Source organism: Sutcliffiella horikoshii, from assembly GCF_002157855.1.
Classification (GTDB): Bacteria; Bacillota; Bacilli; order Bacillales; family Bacillaceae_I; genus Sutcliffiella_A; species Sutcliffiella_A horikoshii_C.
The window spans coordinates 3,773,893-3,791,589 of the sequence record NZ_CP020880.1; the positions used below are offsets into that span (position 1 = coordinate 3,773,893).

The window sequence follows — 17,697 nt, forward strand, 5'->3', positions numbered from 1 at the left end:
ACCTCAATCCTTTAAATTAGTTGTGTAAATTTAGATCATCTACTTTTCAAACTTGATAGTGTAGACATTCCTTTATCTCTTTTCCCTAATTCCACAAAAATAAAGATAATAATTACAATTGCCCAAAATCTTGGTGATACAAAGTCTGAACGGTACATGGATGTGATAGCCAAATGCACCCAGAGTATGAGCGAATATAAAAAGTATTTATGTTCATTACGTACTTTAAATAAACGATAAAATACATAGACAAACATTGCTGTAATTAGTAGGAATCCGAAAACACCGTGTTCAAATAGTAAATCAATAAAAATATTATTGGATGTCACACTAAGCGGACCTTGGTGGTATAAGAATTTCGTTTGTGCCAAGAACCAATAGCTTCCCGGACCAAATCCGAAGATACTGTTAACCCAAGAGTAGTCAAAGAGCCAAGCAATAGGCATAACAAGCATATACAGTCTGCTATGTCTGTGAATATCAAACAACGTATCAAACCTACCTGTAATAGGCTGTAACAATTGCAAGACGAAATCCCACTGTATGATCATAAGGATTACGACTGGAATAAGCCCGTAAAGGGTGTACTTCAGTATCTTTCTCTTATTTTCCAGCTTTGTTGTGAAGAAAATGACCACTATAAAGCCTACTAATAGAGCAATATTCGCATAGCCGCTGACAGAAAAAGAAAAAATCAACACGAACATGCATGGGATGAAGACAAGAAGAAAGTATTTCTTCTTACTGGCATATAAAACTAGCCCAATAATGAGAGCATCAATTAAAAACGGTACAAGATAACTTGGTTCATCAGTGATTGAAGTTAATCGGAAATTAAACAGCACATCCGATTCAACGCTATGTACAAAAGATCGAGTGTTCAAATCAATCATTGGATAACCAAACATGAAATGGAGAAATTGCCAAATCCCAATTGCGGTTACAATTAAAACCCCGAATAAATACCATCTAGTAATGGATAAAAGCACCTTGTTGTCCAAAAAGGATATCAGCTTAAAGAAGGTATAAAACAACATTAAAAATAATGTTAAATTAATTACCCTGTTGGGTAACGCCTGTGTGATGTAGTCAACATAATGAACAGATAACATCACTGTCAGGTTAAAGAAAGCTGCCAATATAGCAAGAATACCCGGTATGTAAATGGAGCCTAAAAACGCTTTTTGTTCAAGGCTTAAGGGATTCAATTGTTTTCTGTCTTTAAAATGAACAAGAAGCAAAAGAAACAATACCCCTGTTGCTAAAAAAGTGGCTAAGACGGATGATGGAACTGGTGTCAACTTTTGATAGATGCCTGAAACGGAATAAGGCGCCAAGAACATGAATAATCCCATGATAATAAGAATTATTTTTTCCTTATGCTGTTTCAATGCTGTTAGAAAATAACCCATTTAATATTACCAATCCTTTTCTGATCTATTTCTACTTTTTTCGACTTACCTAATTAGATATAATAGCACATACCGTTCCAACGTTAAATAGTTTGCCCACTTTGCCACAACTCATTTGATTTATAGAAAAAAAACTATATAATATGGGAAGAATATATCCCATCTGGTCAAATAGTACGGCTAAGAAATAACGCTTATGGGGGAAGAAAATGAAGTTAAAACTGTTTAGTTTATTCGCAATAACATCAATATTCTTAACCGCATGCGGGGATAGTGTCCTTGTTGTTCGAACTCCTCTAGAAGGTGATCATTATGTGAGAAGCAATATAGAATCTCTTGAATGGAGTCACTTCTCAGACATGGTTGCCAGTGAAAGCGACATCCAAGAGGACGACTTCAATCAACTAAAGTGGACATTAGAACACTACAACAAAACCCGCTATATCATGGTTTCTGATGAGTTATATCGTTTTGATGAAAATGGAAAGATGGTCTATTATACAGACTGGAAAGAAGAAAACGGTGAATATAAATTAGAGAAATTGGAATTTCCTAATTATGATACAACCGGTAATATGGAGTAGAAAACGGCCTTAGCGGACGTTTTCTACTTTTTTTTGTATTGAAACATCTCTTTCAATGACGCAATGTAAAAAGGAAATGGTCTTTCGAGATGATTGAACTTCTTAATAAATAAAAAGGTCAACATAGCAAATCCAACTGGAGTGTTAAAAATTCTTTTAAACAGTGGCCCTTTGCTGGAGAATGCTTTAAAATTTAACCTCGTGTCCATGCTAGGCTTGCCATGATAGACGACAACCTTTGGTACATAACTGATTTGATACCCTTCTTTATGCATCATGTGAAGGAAAATGTTCTCTTCTCCGCTTGGGTATTTTGCTCCAAGCCCGAAATCTTCATCAAAAGAAACCTTTTCCTTATCTACAATCTGAAGATTCAAGAAAATTTCAATAGAAGACTTTCTAAATAAATCTTGGAACTTTAAACTCTCCTGAGCATTTTTCGGATAATCCTTATAGTACTCTTTTTTCTCCGGGTCGTAGATTTGGTAACAAACAATTCCCGCATTGTTTTCTTCAAAGTAGTTATGAACCTCCAAAAATGCATGAGGCTCGTACCAACAATCATCATCAGAGAATGTAACAATATTACCTTTTGTATAGTTAATTCCCATATTTCTTGAGTAAGACAGCCCTTTTCTATCTAAAGAAACATGCTCAAAAGCAAATGAATAATTAGCAAGAAGGGTGCTTACTTTTTCATGATTATCTTGAGAAACCACGATGGCTTCAAAATTTTGATACGTCTGGTCACTGAGACTTTGAAATAATCGTTCTAATTCCATTTCTCTCGTTCCTAGTGTAGGTATGACAACACTAATCATTTCTTATCGCCCTCACCATCTTCTGTTTTAAAACCTCATGCATGTCAGTTGCGTCTTCCTGGTTGAAATAATGAAATAAATGCAAGTAAGAAAGGCGGTAAGAATAATGCTACCGCTTTTATATTTGGATAATAGTAGATGCTTTTAAACGAATACTTTAATGAATATAGATAATTATTTCGATGAACTGCCTTTGAAAGATGCAAGAATCTTGATGACTTGAATCTTCTTTGAAGCGTAGAGGATTTTCCCTCCAGTACTTTACGGTATTTATCAAAAAGATACGTTAATGCTCGGTGGTGATTCTCGCTTTTCCCACTAATTTGATTGGATGCATTCTTTGCAATAGTATATCTCACATTATACTGATTATCATGTGCAACCTTTGTACGTTCACAACATCTTATCCATAAATCATAGTCTTGCATGGCAGGCAAATTATTATCAAAGCCACCAGCTTCTTGGAATACTTCTCTTTTAACTGCTACAGATGAAGTGGTTCCGATATAATTATCTTCGAATATTTTCGGATACAGGTTTCCCTTGATTGTAGCAGGAATCTTTCTAATAACCTTTTTACGGTTTGTGTTGTATACAACTAACTTTCCGGAGTAGACTAAGCCCACATTAGAATCCAACTTAAATTGCTGAAGTTGACTTTTAATCTTTTCAAGCTCCCACGTATCATCATCATCCAAAAACATCAAAATATCGCCTGTCGCATTTTCGGCACCAAGGTTTCTTGCATAGCAAGCACCTTTACTCTTAGGTATTTTGAGGTATCGGAATGTAAAATGATTGCTTTCATATCCGCTCAGGAACCGTTCCGTTTCTCCGTCCTCACCATCCATAACCACCATAACTTCGTCCGGCTTTTCCGTTTGCACCTCTATACTTTGCAAGGCCAGAAGCAAAAGCTGCGGTCTATTATGTGTAGGGATGATGACAGATACATTATTCATATATACTCTCACCCTAACCCTTCGTTTCTTCTACCCTCTGCATTAAAAACTCTTCATACTTGGAGACAACATACTCCTCCTCCATTTGCATCAAATGTAGAGCGAGTGTCTCTTTATCTCTAGAACCCTTTACTTGTATCTGATCTAACATGGCCTTAGCAAGCTCGTCTGGATTCCCTACCGGAACAAGAGAACCGAATTTCCCCTTTTGAAGAATTTCTTCAGGACCACACTCACATGCTGTCGATATGACCGGCTTATCTAAATAAAGTGCCTCGACAAGTACGTTTCCGAAGCCTTCCCATTTTGAACTTAACACAAACAAAGATGCCTTGCTTATATAGGCATAAGGATTATGAACAAATCCTCGTAGTTCTATCGCATGATCCATCTTTTCCTTGGAGATGATATTCTCCATCTCTCTTCTTATCGTCTGCTTCCCGTCTCCCAGGATAATTAAACGTGCATGTGGTGCGTTTGGGAGAACTTTTGCAAACGCCTTTAACATAGTAGGATAATCTTTTGCTTCAAAGATCCTCCCCGCCGCCACCATTGTAAAATAGTTAGGGTCATTCAACCATGGATCCTCTACCGCTTCGAGCGCTTTCTCCTTTATTTTACTATTAATGACAGGATTGTAGATTACTTCTATTCTATCATTAGTCAGCCTTAAAAAGTTACCGGATTGTTTTGCCACACAATTCGAAACAGCAACAAAATGGTCGGCACGTGGAAATAACTTCCGCATCATTACCGGGTAAAAACGATGCAATTTCGTTCTTGGACGTAAATAAGATTGCTTAAGGTTAGTATGCAATGTAATAATATGCTTTGTTTTTACATTTGCCATTCTCATCGCAAGACTCGATACAATATTAGCATTATCAAGTCCTGACAAAAAAATATCCGGCCTGTTTTTCTGCAAGTAATTCCGCAACTTCCATACACTTAAAAAAGTTTTCTTAGAGCTGAGTGGTACAAGGCGCACCTTATCCGAAACGGTTTCTATCAGCTGACCCTTTCGTTCAATCAGAACCAAATCTACCTTATGTCCCTTTTCTGCCAAACCATTTGCCAAAGAGATGACTACTTTTTCTGCCCCACCAAATGTCAGAACCGGAATAAACAAAGCAATATACATCACTTAGTTTTCCTTTTATCCAAGATCAGTTTTTCATAACTGTCCGCACTATTTTTTATCGTGAAGAACAACGATCTTTCAAGCAGCTTTTCTTTAGGCAACGGACTCTTGATGGTCGCATCCATCGCACGAGCTAAAGCGATATAGTCTCCTACCTTTACCAATGTACCGTACTTTCCGCCTTCTAAGATTTCACCAGGCCCACTTGGACAATTTGTGGATACAACAGGAGTCCCCACCGCAAGTGCTTCTGCCACCACATTCCCAAATCCTTCATACGCAGAAGAAAGTACAAATAAATCAGCCTTTGTCATATAAGGATATGGGTTGGATTGGAAGCCTACAAAGTCCACCACATCTTTAAGTTTATATTGATTGACAAGTGATAAAAGATGATCTTTTTCCGGTCCATCGCCTACCACAATCAATCGTACTTTTCTGGAATCTTGCAAAACTCTCATTGCATTTAACAGAGTAGGATAATCTTTAGCCTTATCAAATCTTCCCACGGTAACAGCAACAGGAATATCTTCCCTAAACCAAGGGTGGTCCACTTCCTGCTGAGCTTTAGCAAGTAATTCTTCCGTTACAACGGGATTGTAAACAACATGTATCTTAGATTTATCAATTCCCGTAATGTTATAAAGATCATCGGCTACACCTTTTGAAACACCGACAATGTGATCAGCAAAACGGTAGAAATATTTCACAAGACGCGCTATAACTTTAAACGACCTAGAATTCAACACTTCTAATTGACGACTAATATTTACACGGGTACTTACAATTAAGTTGGTCTTAGATCTTGCAAGCAACTTTGCCATGATGACCGTGAGATTTATATAATCTTTTGCAGAAATAAAAGCATCTGGCTTTTTTTCCTTCATATAGTTCTTAATGTCTGGAATACAAGAAAGCAATCTAGGCTTATTCAGATCAATTAGGTTCACACTTGCAGGAACAAGGTCCATGTATTCTCCTTTGGCGTCCGCCACGAGAAGATCCACTTCATATCCTCTTTTTGTAAACTCTTCTGCAAGATTTAGCGTCATCCGTTCCACTCCACCTCCGCCAAGGCTTGCTAGGATAAAGCTAATTCTTTTCTTTTCCATGGTGTATCCCTCAAATCTTTACAAAGTTTTTTTCAATCTTTTCATTAATATAGTCCGTGCATTCATGATATTTAATACAATCGCCGCTAACAAAAATGTGATGCCCCCTACAACCAGTTGTCCGATAAGGAAAAGCACACCAGTCTTATCCTGTAACGGCCATAAGGCAAGTCCCATCGCAGTTGATGCCGTCACAACCTTGATGAAATCTTTTGCTGGAAAAGGAAGTGGGTGAATCTGAATATGAACAATAATCCAACTCATCACCACGGCTGCTGCATATGCAACCACAGTAGCTATTGCCGCTCCCTCTATTCCACATTTAGGAATTAAAAGGAAATTAAGTGCAACATTGAGCACAGCAGCTACTATAACCGGGAAAATTTGTAGGGCCGTTTTTTGTTTTAAATGGAACATAATATCCACGCTATACAACTTGAATCCTTTTAACAAAGCTCCTATTGCAATATATGGCATAAGGACAAGCGCATCTTCACGGAAGGATTCACCTAAGAAAAGATGAGATATATTGGTTGCAATTAGAACAAACCCCGCCACCGCGGGTAATGCGATTAAAAATATCAAGCTAGTGTTTTTTCTGACCTGTTCATATGCCGCGATTTCCCCTTTTTCCTCCATCACTTTCACAGCAATTGGAAATGCAGCCAAGTTAATAATCATCATCAAGGTAAAGATTGTTTGTTCAGAAAGGTCATACGTTACCGCATAAATACCGGTTGCACTTGTGTCCAACAAATAATTGATAATCAAGCGATCAGAGTTATGAATAATCACACCCATCAACAATGTTATCGTTAAGGGCATTCCGTATTTCAAAAATTGTTTTAAATAATCCGAATGGAAAGCCTTTAGGTTAACACCTAGCTTCCAATACTTCAATGTCGGCATCAACAGCGTAATCCAAAATGCCAGAATGAGTCCCGATAGCAAACCAATCTCAGCAAATCCGGCATAGATGAAAGCTGTACCAAGAACCAACCCTAATGTTGTACGACTGAACGCTAACATACCATAAGATTTGGGTGATAGTTTAGCACGCATGAGCGTAAGATTAATACTATTCCATGATTGTGTCCATGAGAATAATAGGGTGAGGAAGATGAATATTGGAGAAAACTCTTTCCCCTGAAAAAAGAACATGGTAATGAGGCCAACAACAAACGTCGCTACAATTAAGGCTAAAAAAGATAGTTTAATGGTCTCCAAAAAGCGATTATCTTCTTTAAATTTCGGATAATAACGAAGCAAACTCAACTTGAGCCATTCAAATAGAACTGCGTTCACCATCCCGGCAACCGCAAAAACTAGCGCATACATCCCGTATTCTTCAGGACTTAATAATCTAGTAAATATGGCGATACTGGCAAAGCTGACAAGCGCCGGTACACCATGTGATAAAAAATAAGCAAAAGCATGTTTTGATAGCATAAAAATGGTTCCTCCACATCATCAAATACAATTCCATTCATACCTCATTTATTATACATAAAAGTAGAGATAACTAAAACTTTGAGTCATATTTACTAATAGGGGATTTATTAACTTAAGTGTACACAAAAAGCTGCCCTGCATAAGGACAGCTTTTCTAATTATTTCAAGATATTCAATTCAATTTCGCTTCTGGTACTTTCAGAAATTGCACCTGTTCCACCCAAATAATGTACAGATGGAACGTAATGAATGTTTGTATTAATGTAGCCAGAAACAGCATCTGGCAATGAATCCTTTTTCGTTAATAAAAGCGGCGCCTCCATTTTAGCTGCAAGAACCGATCCTGGAAGAGCATCAATAAATTGCTCTCCGCGTGCAAAGAAAAGGTTACGTGGATCTAAATTGTACTCATTTACAATGGCTACACTAGTTGCGTAGCGGTCCGGACCGCTGACACGCTTCACTTCATCAACAAGGCTGGACAATTTCGCTTCTACTTCATTCGACACTGCGCTTTTACCACCAATGATGGTGACCTTTTTCACATTGTTATTTCTCAAATACTCTTCGACACTTGACGATACTTCCTCAACCTTGGTAAAGAGAATCGGAATTTGGTTCAAAGCAGCATGAGATGCAACAGATAGTGCATCAGGTGAAGTAGAGCTACCTGATGTGATGATAACTTCCCCTCTAGCATCAATTTGACCTGCTACTTCCACTGAAGTGTCATAACGGTCACTACCTTTAATTCGTATAACCTGTGTAGCATATTTTCTTAATTCCGCTACTGTTTTATCAGAAACAGCAGCTTGTCCACCTAGAACAAAAATCTGGTGAATGGTTTGTGTTGCTAACAGTTCTTTAACTGAATTTGGAATTTCGTCTGTTTTCACTAATAATAGAGGTGCATCATACTTTTTCGCCAACACACTTCCAGTCAGCGCATCAACAGGATTGTCTCCGCGCCCAATAACTACTGTTTGGAACCCTTTATCCCAGCCATACTCAGCAATTGCAGTACTTGTTTCATAACGATCAGAGCCTCTTAAACTATTATTAATATGATCCATAAAATAATTGGAAAAAGTAGTTCCAGAATAGTAGAAACCAAGAATATCAACATAGGAATCTCCTTGATCTGCCATTGCCTTGGCACCGTATTGACTCATTCCTACGCCATGCCCCCAGCCTTTACCTTTAATGTCATACACGCCATCTTTTAAAGAAATCGTAGTGACAAAGTGACTTTTAAAATCATTTATTCCGAAGATGGAACGCATGTTAGTGATTGGGCTGTTCACTTGTTGGTAAGAATGCACCTTGATTTCTGTGTGCTCTTCACCGTCAACTTCCTTTGTTTCCATTACAAAGCTTCCATCTTTATGTTGAACCATATACTCCACAGTATAACTACCATGTGTTCTTCTTTGACCTGGTGTTGTAGTATTGGAAACAGCCACATCTTTAATTGAAATTATTTTAATAGTTGCATCTTTTAGATCCGAAGTTTCCTTTTTTAAATAATTCTTTACGTTCGTTAACACTTTTGACTCATTTGTATTAGCAAATTTCAACGGGTTTTTCAATCCACTTTCTTGAGTGGATGCCCACCAGTCTTGAGGGTTTTTAAGGTCAAGCTCCTTTACTTCGATTTGTTGCTCTCTTAGAGAAAGATTCCAATCAAAAGCTGGATCGTTTGGATCTTCTTTTGCAATTAAATAGTCTAACTGGCTACCACCTGGCCACGCCCCTTTATTACTTTCAATATAACCTCCGTTATTCGAGCTAAATACTGCATCGATTAGACGGTCATTATATGTAAGGACTTGTCCTTTTGTTTCATTAACAGCTCTATTAGTATTCTCATACTTCGTATGATCCCACCAGATGTAGCCATCATAACGTTGGGAACCAACATCATCCGTCATTACTTGATGGACTCGTTTCATAGCGTAAGTCCTTGCCGCAACAGCTTGAGCCTTTAGAGCTTCAATATTCCAACTAGGATAAATCTCACTCGGCAAAACGCCTTTAAGGTAATCTTCCATCGGCAATTTATTAACAGGTACCAGATAGTTATTTTCAATCATAAAACGAATGCTTCCTAGATAGGGACGACCATTTAAGCGGATGTAATTGCTTTTTCCGTACTTAACAGGCTTTATTTCAAACGTTTGATTAAAACTTTTAATTTTTTTGCTATTTTCATAAAGTTCAATGACACTGCCATTTAATTTCACTTCATAAGTTCTATCTTGCTTAAGCTCAAAACCGCTATCTACCAATTGATACGTTCCGTTAAAATTGAAAGGAATTGCTTTTTTCTCTTTCAGATGGTACTTCAATTTCACTGAAACTTCATTTGGAATGGAAGCTGCAGATGAAGCCTCTACTTGTGTGAGGCTCGGCAGGAATACAAGACAAGCCACTAGCAATGAAACAATCCACTTTTTCATTTCTCTTCCCCCATTGTGTTTCTCTTCTTATTTTTCTACAACTTCAAGCTCGGATTTTCCTGAATAACCATATTCTCCTGTTACCTCATATGTTTCTTTTACTAAGCCATATCCAGGAGCATAATAGCGTGTATAAATGGTATCAGCATCTTCTACTTCATCTGTCACTTTCTGAATGACATAGACATCCTCAAATGAACCATATTCTACATCTAGCTTAACTCCGCTTTCTACTAATTCCCATTGTGCTGTTGTTTCAGAAAGCAACACTTCCGGATTCTCATTTGGTGTAAAGGAATCTAGCATGTTTACAGAAGCATCATCCACGGAAACCTCTTCATAAACTAGTGCCACTTCAGATGGTGTCCATTTATAGATTTGAATAGATTGATTTCCACCAACCATCATAGCAAGTTGTACATATTCTTCATTTGAAGCAATTACTTTTTCTGTAACGACAATGTCCTCGCCATCGGTGAATTTCTTTTCCCAGCCAACGCTTGGTTGATAAACCTTTAAGCCAGGATCTGAGGGAGCTTCACTTTCCTCTGCCTCTTCGGTTGAAGAATCTTCTTCAGGCTTTTCTTCTTTTTCAGTAGTTTCCTCTTCATTAGTATCGGCAGAACCGGTATCTTCTGAAGTGGTATCTCTCGTTTCTTCACTACTTTCATTGTTTGTTACGATTTCTTTTTCTTCTGTCTTTGAGCAAGCAGAAATAATTAATAATAAGCAAGTTAAAACAATTAATAGATAAGACTTTTGCAAAACAATCACCTTTCAAAAGAAGCTCGATAAGATGATTCTTATCGAGTCTTCTGTTTGTTATTTTAATTTTGTAGTAATAGTAGAAATTTGAGTATTATTTATCGCGCTTGTTCCGCCGATAACTTCTACTTTATTTACACGGACATCATTTGTATAAGCCATAAGGAATGACTCAACATTTCTGTTTCTGCTGTCTCCTACTAATACTAGTGGAGCACCATTATGAATGGCTAATGGGGCAGAAACTAAAGCATCAGGGAAGTTTTGACCTGTTGACACAAGAACCGTCTCACCTGTAAGGTCACTTGAAAAATGCCACAATAGCTGTGCCAATGTTTCATATCTATTTGCTCCGGATAATCTGGAGATTTTACTTGCACCTGTTATGGAACCTTCTACTTTAGTTGAAACCGCTGCATTTCCACCAACAATGACAACTTCTTTACCTGCCAAATAAGGGATTGCTTGTTGCGAAATCCAGCTTTGTTCTGTGAGGAGAATTCCCCAGCCCTTTTTAGCTGCAATCGGTGCAGCCGCAAGAGCATCAGCAAATCCTTGACCAGATGCTAAAAACACACCACTTACATCACCTAGTTCAGATAGGATGGCTCTGTTCGTTTCATAGCGATCTTTACCTGAAATACGCTCTACTTCTAAACCGCTATCGCGGAGAGTGGTTTCCGCATTTTCGGGAACCGCACCATGTCCTCCGATAATCACCACTTTATTTGCTCCCAGACGAGTAATTTCAGCGAATACTTCTTTGTTAAGTTCTGTATTCCTAGAAAGTAAGATTGGAGCATTTCCGTATTTTGAAGCTAGCGGCCCAGCAGAAAGGGCATCTGCAAATGTTTTACCAGTTGCTAGGATGACCGTTTTTTCTTCTTTTGCTCCGTCAAAACCATTTGGATAGATTTTTTTTGATGTCTCAATAGCAGTCAAATATCTATCTGTACCAGAAAGTCTCTCTACATCTACGACACGACTGACTGGAACCCCGCTGATATTTGTCCAAATCACTTCGCCTGTCCCGATAACAGTAAGTTTGGAATTGGAGCTCGCCTTAGCCTTACTTAGTGCATAATCATAATCAAGATAGTTTCCTAGAAGCTTATCCTGACTGTATACTTCATATTTAGGAGTTATATAGTTCGACCAAACGATGAACCCGGTTTTGTCTTGAATAACTCTTGAATCTTTTCGATTCTTTGCAAAATTAATGGCATCTTGTTCTGTATAGAACTCTTGCAATAAACCATTTACCTTATCGTAAACTTTATATTTATCACTTGTGAAGATGGTTTGTTGCTTATCTTTGTCCCAAACTTCAACAAATTTAGTTTGTTTTTTTGCATAGTTCAGTGCATCTTCTTTTTTATCAAAAGTAGCTAATTTATTGCGATCTTTATCATACACTTCATAAATTTTGAAGTAATTGATGACCGCTGTAGCCAATCCTTGAGCAGCATTTTGCTGGAATTGAGAAGTTTTGATTATCTTCTCTTCGTCCTTGTTCGACATGAAGCCAAGCTCAACAAGTACAGATGGCATTTGCGCATTTCTAATAACGAAAAATGCTTGGTGGTTGTGAATACCTCTGTCAATGTATCCCTTTTCAAACTGTCTAATTTTACCTAGAGTTGAATTATGTACTAATCTAGCAAACTTTCCACTTTCTTCAGCTAATCCGATCTGTATTGGGTCTGGTGGATATTGCTTTTCCGACTCACTCATCGCACTGTAATCATAGTAATAAGTTTCAAACCCTTTTGCCACTTGAGAAGTTGGATGTGCGTTATGGTGAATCGAAAGGAACAAACTTTCATCATTGTTGCCTTTAATAAAGTTATTTGCCACTACCATTCTTTGAATCAAGTCTTCTTTTGAGGTTGCAGCGAAATCTTTATTATTGGATTCACGTGTCATATAAACCTTGATGTCTGTATTCTTTAGTAATTCTTTTAAACGGATTGCTACATCTAAATTAGCATGTTTCTCACAATAACCAGTTTGGTTACCTGAGAATCCACACGTACCGGAGAATTTCCCACCATGCCCCGGATCAATAACTAGTACCTTCTCTGCAAAAGAAACAATCGGTGCCATAAAAAATAGGAACACTAGCAAACTACAAATCTTAAAATAATTCACAATTAACACTTAACCTCCCAAGAATGAAAAAATTATCGAATCTTGCTATATTATACCATCGTATATTACAGAATTGTGTCGTTTTTTACATTTTTTCCTTTTACAAATTGAACCAATTTTAAAAATAGTTATTAAGCTTAGACTTGACGCACGTATCAAGGTGATTTTACCTAGTAAAAATGATTACTATCTACTATATATATCGAATAAATTTTAATAGAAAAAGCCGCCAGAGGATTCCCCCTAGCGGCTTTAACTTAATTAATCTATTACTTTACGATTTTTGCTAAGTGCTCTAACACTGAAGCAGATACAGCATTTTCTCCACCAATAACAGTTAAAGTATCTACTTCCTCAGAAGTTAAGAAACCTTCAACATGGCCAGAAACGCTAGTTCCAACTAGTAAAATACCAGTATGGTGATTTGCAGCAAGTGCCGCACCAGCTAGTGCATCGGCAAACTGCTTGCCTGTTGCAACATAGTAATGATTTGCATCTAAATCAAAATGCTTTGCAACATTTACAGCAGTTTCATAACGATCTTTTCCGCCAATTCTCTTAGGATTTGGTAGAGATTTCAATACGTTATCAGAAACAGCTGCTGTTCCACCAACAACAATAGCTTGTTTAGGGCTAAGTGCGATTAATGCTGCATTCGTTTGTTTTGGTAATTCGTTTTGATCCGTTAATAGAATTGGCATGCCGTTTTGTGCTGCATAAGAAGCAACAGATAAAGCATCCGGGAAGTTCTTGCCATTAACAACAACTACTCCATTCGCTCCATTTGGTGCAACTTCTGTAGCAATTGCTCCAGCAGTAGACCATCTATCAGAACCGGATAGACGTTTTACTTCAAGACCATGCGCTTTGAAAGTATCTTCTACATCTTTGCTTACAGCTGCAGTTCCACCAAGGATGTAAACTTTCTTCGCACCTAATCTCTCAATCTCAGCTTTTGTAGCATCTGGTAGAGATGCAGTTTTTGTTAATAATAGTGGTGCATTGTATTTATGAGCCAACGGTACACCAGCAAGTGCATCTGCATAGTTGTCTCCACGCGCAATCACTACTACATCAGACTGTTCCCAACCTTCTTTACTTAATTCTACTGCAGTAGCATAACGATCTGCACCTCTTAAGCGATCAACACGCTCTGCAACTTCATTACGGTAAACAGTTACTTCTTTCGTTACTGTGTTTCCACCTAGGTCTGTTAAAGTGAAAACAAAGTGGTTGTTTCCTGGTTTTAAGCTTAAAGTAGTTTCATATTCCACGCTAGCAGGCTCCATGATTTTAACAGGACTTGTGAAAGGCTGTTCAAATTCATGATTATCATCTACGTGAAGAGAAACATAGTTGAAGTTATCTTCTAATAGAGTAGTAGCTGTTACTTCTTCTACATCCATATCAACAAACTTCGGCACATCTACAGTTAAAGTTGGCACTGTTGTGTCAACGAAAACCTTTCTGGAAATTCCAAATTCATTACCTCCGCCATCTAGGGCAGTGATAAGAACATCGTAATATCCATCTTCTTCATATGTTACTGTCGTTTCGAAGTAGTAGCGGTCTTCTCCTTCTTCATTTACAAGAGTCGTAGCTACTTCATTACCATTTACCATCACTTTTTCAACACGAACGTCATCTGTAACATAACCAGACACAGGAACCTCATTTGTTGCATATGCGCCAAATGGCTCTGGATGCATCATAAATATTACAGGTTCTGTACCATCACCAAAAGTGTAGGTATCGAAACCGATATTCATTACTTTGTCAACTGCAAGTACTTCAATGTCATTAATATCAGAAGTAGGTAATGTTACATTTTTAGCATCAGCGTCAAGAACCATTGCTTTACCATTAACATAAACAACGATTAAGTCAAGACCAACTCCTGCATCAGTAGCATTCCACTCAAGCTCACCAGTTTCTTCATTGAAAGATGTGATTTCCACTGTAGGAACAGTAGTATCAACAACAACTGGGATCTTTTTAGATTGCCACTTATCCGTGCCATCAACTAGAGCGTTGATTTCATAATAATATTTCCCGTCTGCAACTACACTGCCCTTAACCGTACCATCCCAAGCACGATCAGCATCCAATGAGAAATATGTGCCATTTCCAGCATTAAAGTAATTCTTTCTTACGTAGTTCGAAGATAAAATTCTACGAACTTCCTTTCCATTCTCATCAAGTACATTATAGTGTACTTCTTTAGCGTTACGCAGGTATGCGTTAAGGAAATTGATGCTATCGTTCCACCCGTCTTCATTAGGGCTTAATCCATAGAAAGCATTTCCTTCTTCATCATTTAAGTGAGTCATCCAGAACTGTGCATCTTCCACTCCATCTTCAAAAACTGCATCAGCCGGGAAGCCAACGTCATAGTACTTTTCTTCCCCAAAAGCCATAAATCCATCTAATACAGAAGGCTCGCTCCAATCACCATAGAAACCTAAGAATGGAACAGAAAGATCTGCTTCGTATTTATGAGAAAGCGTTACAAAACCTTCTACAAAAATATTTTCTACAAGATCCATACTTGTAGGTGTGCCATCCGCTGTGTAACCAGGAACTTTTGCATTTGCCAAGTCTATGGAAACAGTGAATTCTTTCGTTTCACCAGCTGCTAATGTAAGCTCTTTAGGAGCTGTCACTTTCGCACCTTCTAAAGCACCAGTTGTTAATGCATTTAGAGTTGGTCCATTTTCTTGCTCTAAGAAAGAGTCTGTTAAAACAGAAGTATCAACTTTGTATGAAACTTCGTAATCAGCAATATTAGTAGCAGAAAGAGTGAAACTTACTTTAGTGGAATCAAATGCTTTTAATTCTACTTTACCTTCACCGCTATTCTTTTCTACTACATATGCAGGTGTATCGACTGCTGCAAAAAGTTGCATCATTCCTGCACCTTGTCGGCGAGGAGAATAGTCATTACCATTTAAATCTTCGATGCTGTCAGCAGTGTTCATCATCAAAGCTTTTGCTAATCTAGTACGCTCTTCAGCGTTCAAATCAGTAAATCTCTCATCAGTTTTCAAGTATTGTTGAACTAGTGCAGCACCACCAGCTACGTGAGGAGCAGCCATGGAAGTACCACTTTTCACTCCATACTTGTCATCATTTAGAGTAGAGTAGATGTTTCCACCAGGTGCTGTGATTTCTGGCTTTAATTCTAAGCTTGGAGTAGTACCCCAAGATGTAAAGTCTGTCATTCTACCCATTTCAGGGCTTTCTTTTTGGTTCAATTGTTCTACGTTTCCATCAGTATTACCATTTTCAAGTGTTTCTACGATAGCTTGTCCGTCCTCATAGCTTAGTTTCATGAACGGAACAGCCCAACCACCTTGGTCTTCATGGAACAATGCTTCTGGATCATGGTTGTAAACGACAATCCCTGCTGCTCCAGCTGCAGCAGCATTTTGCGTTTTGTCGAAGAACGTTAATTCTCCACGTGACATTACTACTACTTTGCCAGTAACGTCCACACCTTGGTAATCTTCAGGATGACCAAGTCCATCTAATAAAAACAGTTCCACCTCTGCAAGGTCTTCCCAGCTATCGATGCCGTATCCAACCCCTTCAAAGTCTGTTCCATCAATAGTTAAAGAATGTTGATATAAGTAAGCTGTGTTACCTGAAGCAGCCACTTGTAAAGTGTCTTTATTAAGACCTGGCGCTCCCACTACACCAATATCAGGATTTTGGAATAATGGATTATCCCAACCGTATCCGATATGACCGGAGTTACCAGCAGATACAGAAGAAACGATTCCGTTTTCTACTGCACGTGTAATTGCTACATCCTCAGCACTATCCGCTTCATAGAAAGAAGCAGTAGAACCTAAACTCATGTTCAAGACATCTGCACCTAGTTTGATAGAATCATCGATTGCAGCTAGGTAAATATCTGACCAAGTAGAAGGATATAAAGGATCATTTGAGAACACTTTCATCCCTAATACTTGCGCTTCAGGTGCAACACCCATGATCTCTCCATTTGCAACTACGGTACCCGCGACGTGCATCCCGTGCTCAGATGGAGCAGGTCCTACATCTTTAATTTCGTAGTTTTGGTCATAGTAGTTATAGCCATAAGGTACTTTTTCAGTATAGAATTTCCCTTTAAGGCCTTCAGAGTTTACTAGGCCATCTACTAGGTCTTTCGTTAAGTATTCTTCCGTGCCATCACTTATCACGAAATCTTTGTGAGAAGGATCTACTCCGGAGTCAATTACCGAAACGACCATACCTTCTCCTTTGAAATGAGCATCAGCCCAGACTTGCATGGATTGAATATAATCATGACTAGTAGTCATATTTGGTTCAAATTCTGGACGATTATACTCATTTGCTAAGTATACGTTCGCTACCCCATTTAAAGCTTCGATTTTCTTAATGTCACCAAACATCACTTCACCACTGAAACCATTGAAGGCAGTAGTAAATTGGTGCTTGTACTCCACAGTTAAACCTTTAGAAGAAATAGCAGATTTAACAGTAGCCTGCTGTTTTTCAACTGTATCTACCAAAGATTTTTTAGTAGACTCATCAAGGTCCTTATAAAGAACATTTTTCTTTGTTGCATATTGAATCGGTGCTTCTCCATCCAACTCAACAATTACACGGACTTTATCCGTTGCTGAAAAAGCAGCTTTTGCCGCGTCAGCAGCTTCCTCAAACTTTTGTCTTTCATCAAGCATTTCTCTTACTTCTTTTAGATCAATCCCATTTGGTGTTTTCGTTACCGATGTAGCCCCAACAGCAAATTGCAGGTTGGAGAACACTAGTAAGAAAGCCACAAAGCCTAGAAAGTACTTACGAAGTTGCAC

At 38.2% G+C, this 17,697-nt stretch carries 11 protein-coding genes; 1 reads left to right on the plus strand and 10 read right to left on the minus strand.

Annotated features, from left to right (window positions below; all coding sequences use genetic code 11):
* Window positions 1–35: 35 nt before the first annotated feature.
* Window positions 36–1,412: an O-antigen ligase family protein gene (locus B4U37_RS19370; protein ID WP_088019555.1), complete on the minus strand. Its 1,377-nt coding sequence runs from the start codon at window positions 1,410–1,412 to the stop codon at window positions 36–38.
* Window positions 1,413–1,621: 209 nt separating this feature from the next.
* On the opposite strand from B4U37_RS19370, the gene B4U37_RS19375 reads away from it, so the two are divergent.
* Complete coding sequence (locus tag B4U37_RS19375; protein WP_088019556.1) at window positions 1,622–1,996, plus strand: hypothetical protein; 375 nt, start codon at window positions 1,622–1,624, stop codon at window positions 1,994–1,996.
* Between the two features lie 23 nt (window positions 1,997–2,019).
* On the opposite strand, the gene B4U37_RS19380 is transcribed toward B4U37_RS19375, so the two are convergent.
* The 9 genes from B4U37_RS19380 to B4U37_RS19420 form a co-directional block, all read right to left on the minus strand.
* Window positions 2,020–2,817, minus strand: coding sequence for a glycosyltransferase family 2 protein (locus B4U37_RS19380; RefSeq protein ID WP_088019557.1), 798 nt, complete (start codon window positions 2,815–2,817; stop codon window positions 2,020–2,022).
* Window positions 2,818–2,861: 44 nt separating this feature from the next.
* Window positions 2,862–3,791, minus strand: coding sequence for a glycosyltransferase family A protein (locus B4U37_RS19385; RefSeq protein ID WP_157663843.1), 930 nt, complete (start codon window positions 3,789–3,791; stop codon window positions 2,862–2,864).
* Window position 3,792: 1 nt separating this feature from the next.
* Complete coding sequence (locus B4U37_RS19390; RefSeq protein WP_088019559.1) at window positions 3,793–4,920, minus strand: glycosyltransferase; 1,128 nt, start codon at window positions 4,918–4,920, stop codon at window positions 3,793–3,795.
* A complete protein-coding gene (locus B4U37_RS19395) occupies window positions 4,920–6,032 on the minus strand; it encodes a glycosyltransferase (RefSeq protein ID WP_088019560.1) in 1,113 nt (370 codons plus the stop codon). Before B4U37_RS19395 ends, B4U37_RS19390 begins: the two co-directional genes overlap by 1 nt.
* Before the next feature lie 18 nt (window positions 6,033–6,050).
* Complete coding sequence (locus tag B4U37_RS19400; RefSeq protein WP_088019561.1) at window positions 6,051–7,481, minus strand: lipopolysaccharide biosynthesis protein; 1,431 nt, start codon at window positions 7,479–7,481, stop codon at window positions 6,051–6,053.
* 161 nt (window positions 7,482–7,642) lie between these two features.
* Window positions 7,643–9,943: a SpoIID/LytB domain-containing protein gene (locus B4U37_RS19405; protein WP_088019562.1), complete on the minus strand. Its 2,301-nt coding sequence runs from the start codon at window positions 9,941–9,943 to the stop codon at window positions 7,643–7,645.
* A gap of 27 nt (window positions 9,944–9,970) precedes the next feature.
* Window positions 9,971–10,717, minus strand: coding sequence for a hypothetical protein (locus B4U37_RS19410; protein ID WP_157663844.1), 747 nt, complete (start codon window positions 10,715–10,717; stop codon window positions 9,971–9,973).
* Between the two features lie 48 nt (window positions 10,718–10,765).
* On the minus strand, window positions 10,766–12,859 hold the full coding sequence (locus tag B4U37_RS19415) for a cell wall-binding repeat-containing protein (RefSeq protein WP_157663845.1): 2,094 nt from the start codon (window positions 12,857–12,859) through the stop codon (window positions 10,766–10,768).
* A gap of 269 nt (window positions 12,860–13,128) precedes the next feature.
* Window positions 13,129–17,697, minus strand: a complete 4,569-nt coding sequence (locus B4U37_RS19420) for a cell wall-binding repeat-containing protein (RefSeq protein ID WP_088019565.1) — start codon at window positions 17,695–17,697, stop codon at window positions 13,129–13,131.

Excerpts from the sequence above, each read along its gene's own strand:
- B4U37_RS19405 (WP_088019562.1), bottom strand. The coding sequence starts at position 9,943 with ATGAAAAAGTGGATTGTTTCATTGCTAGTGGCTTGTCTTGTATTCCTG.
- B4U37_RS19380 (WP_088019557.1), bottom strand. The coding sequence starts at position 2,817 with ATGATTAGTGTTGTCATACCTACACTAGGAACGAGAGAAATGGAATTA.
- B4U37_RS19370 (WP_088019555.1), bottom strand. The coding sequence starts at position 1,412 with ATGGGTTATTTTCTAACAGCATTGAAACAGCATAAGGAAAAAATAATT.
- B4U37_RS19395 (WP_088019560.1), bottom strand. The coding sequence starts at position 6,032 with ATGGAAAAGAAAAGAATTAGCTTTATCCTAGCAAGCCTTGGCGGAGGT.
- B4U37_RS19375 (WP_088019556.1), top strand. The coding sequence starts at position 1,622 with ATGAAGTTAAAACTGTTTAGTTTATTCGCAATAACATCAATATTCTTA.
- B4U37_RS19390 (WP_088019559.1), bottom strand. The coding sequence starts at position 4,920 with ATGTATATTGCTTTGTTTATTCCGGTTCTGACATTTGGTGGGGCAGAA.
- B4U37_RS19400 (WP_088019561.1), bottom strand. The coding sequence starts at position 7,481 with ATGCTATCAAAACATGCTTTTGCTTATTTTTTATCACATGGTGTACCG.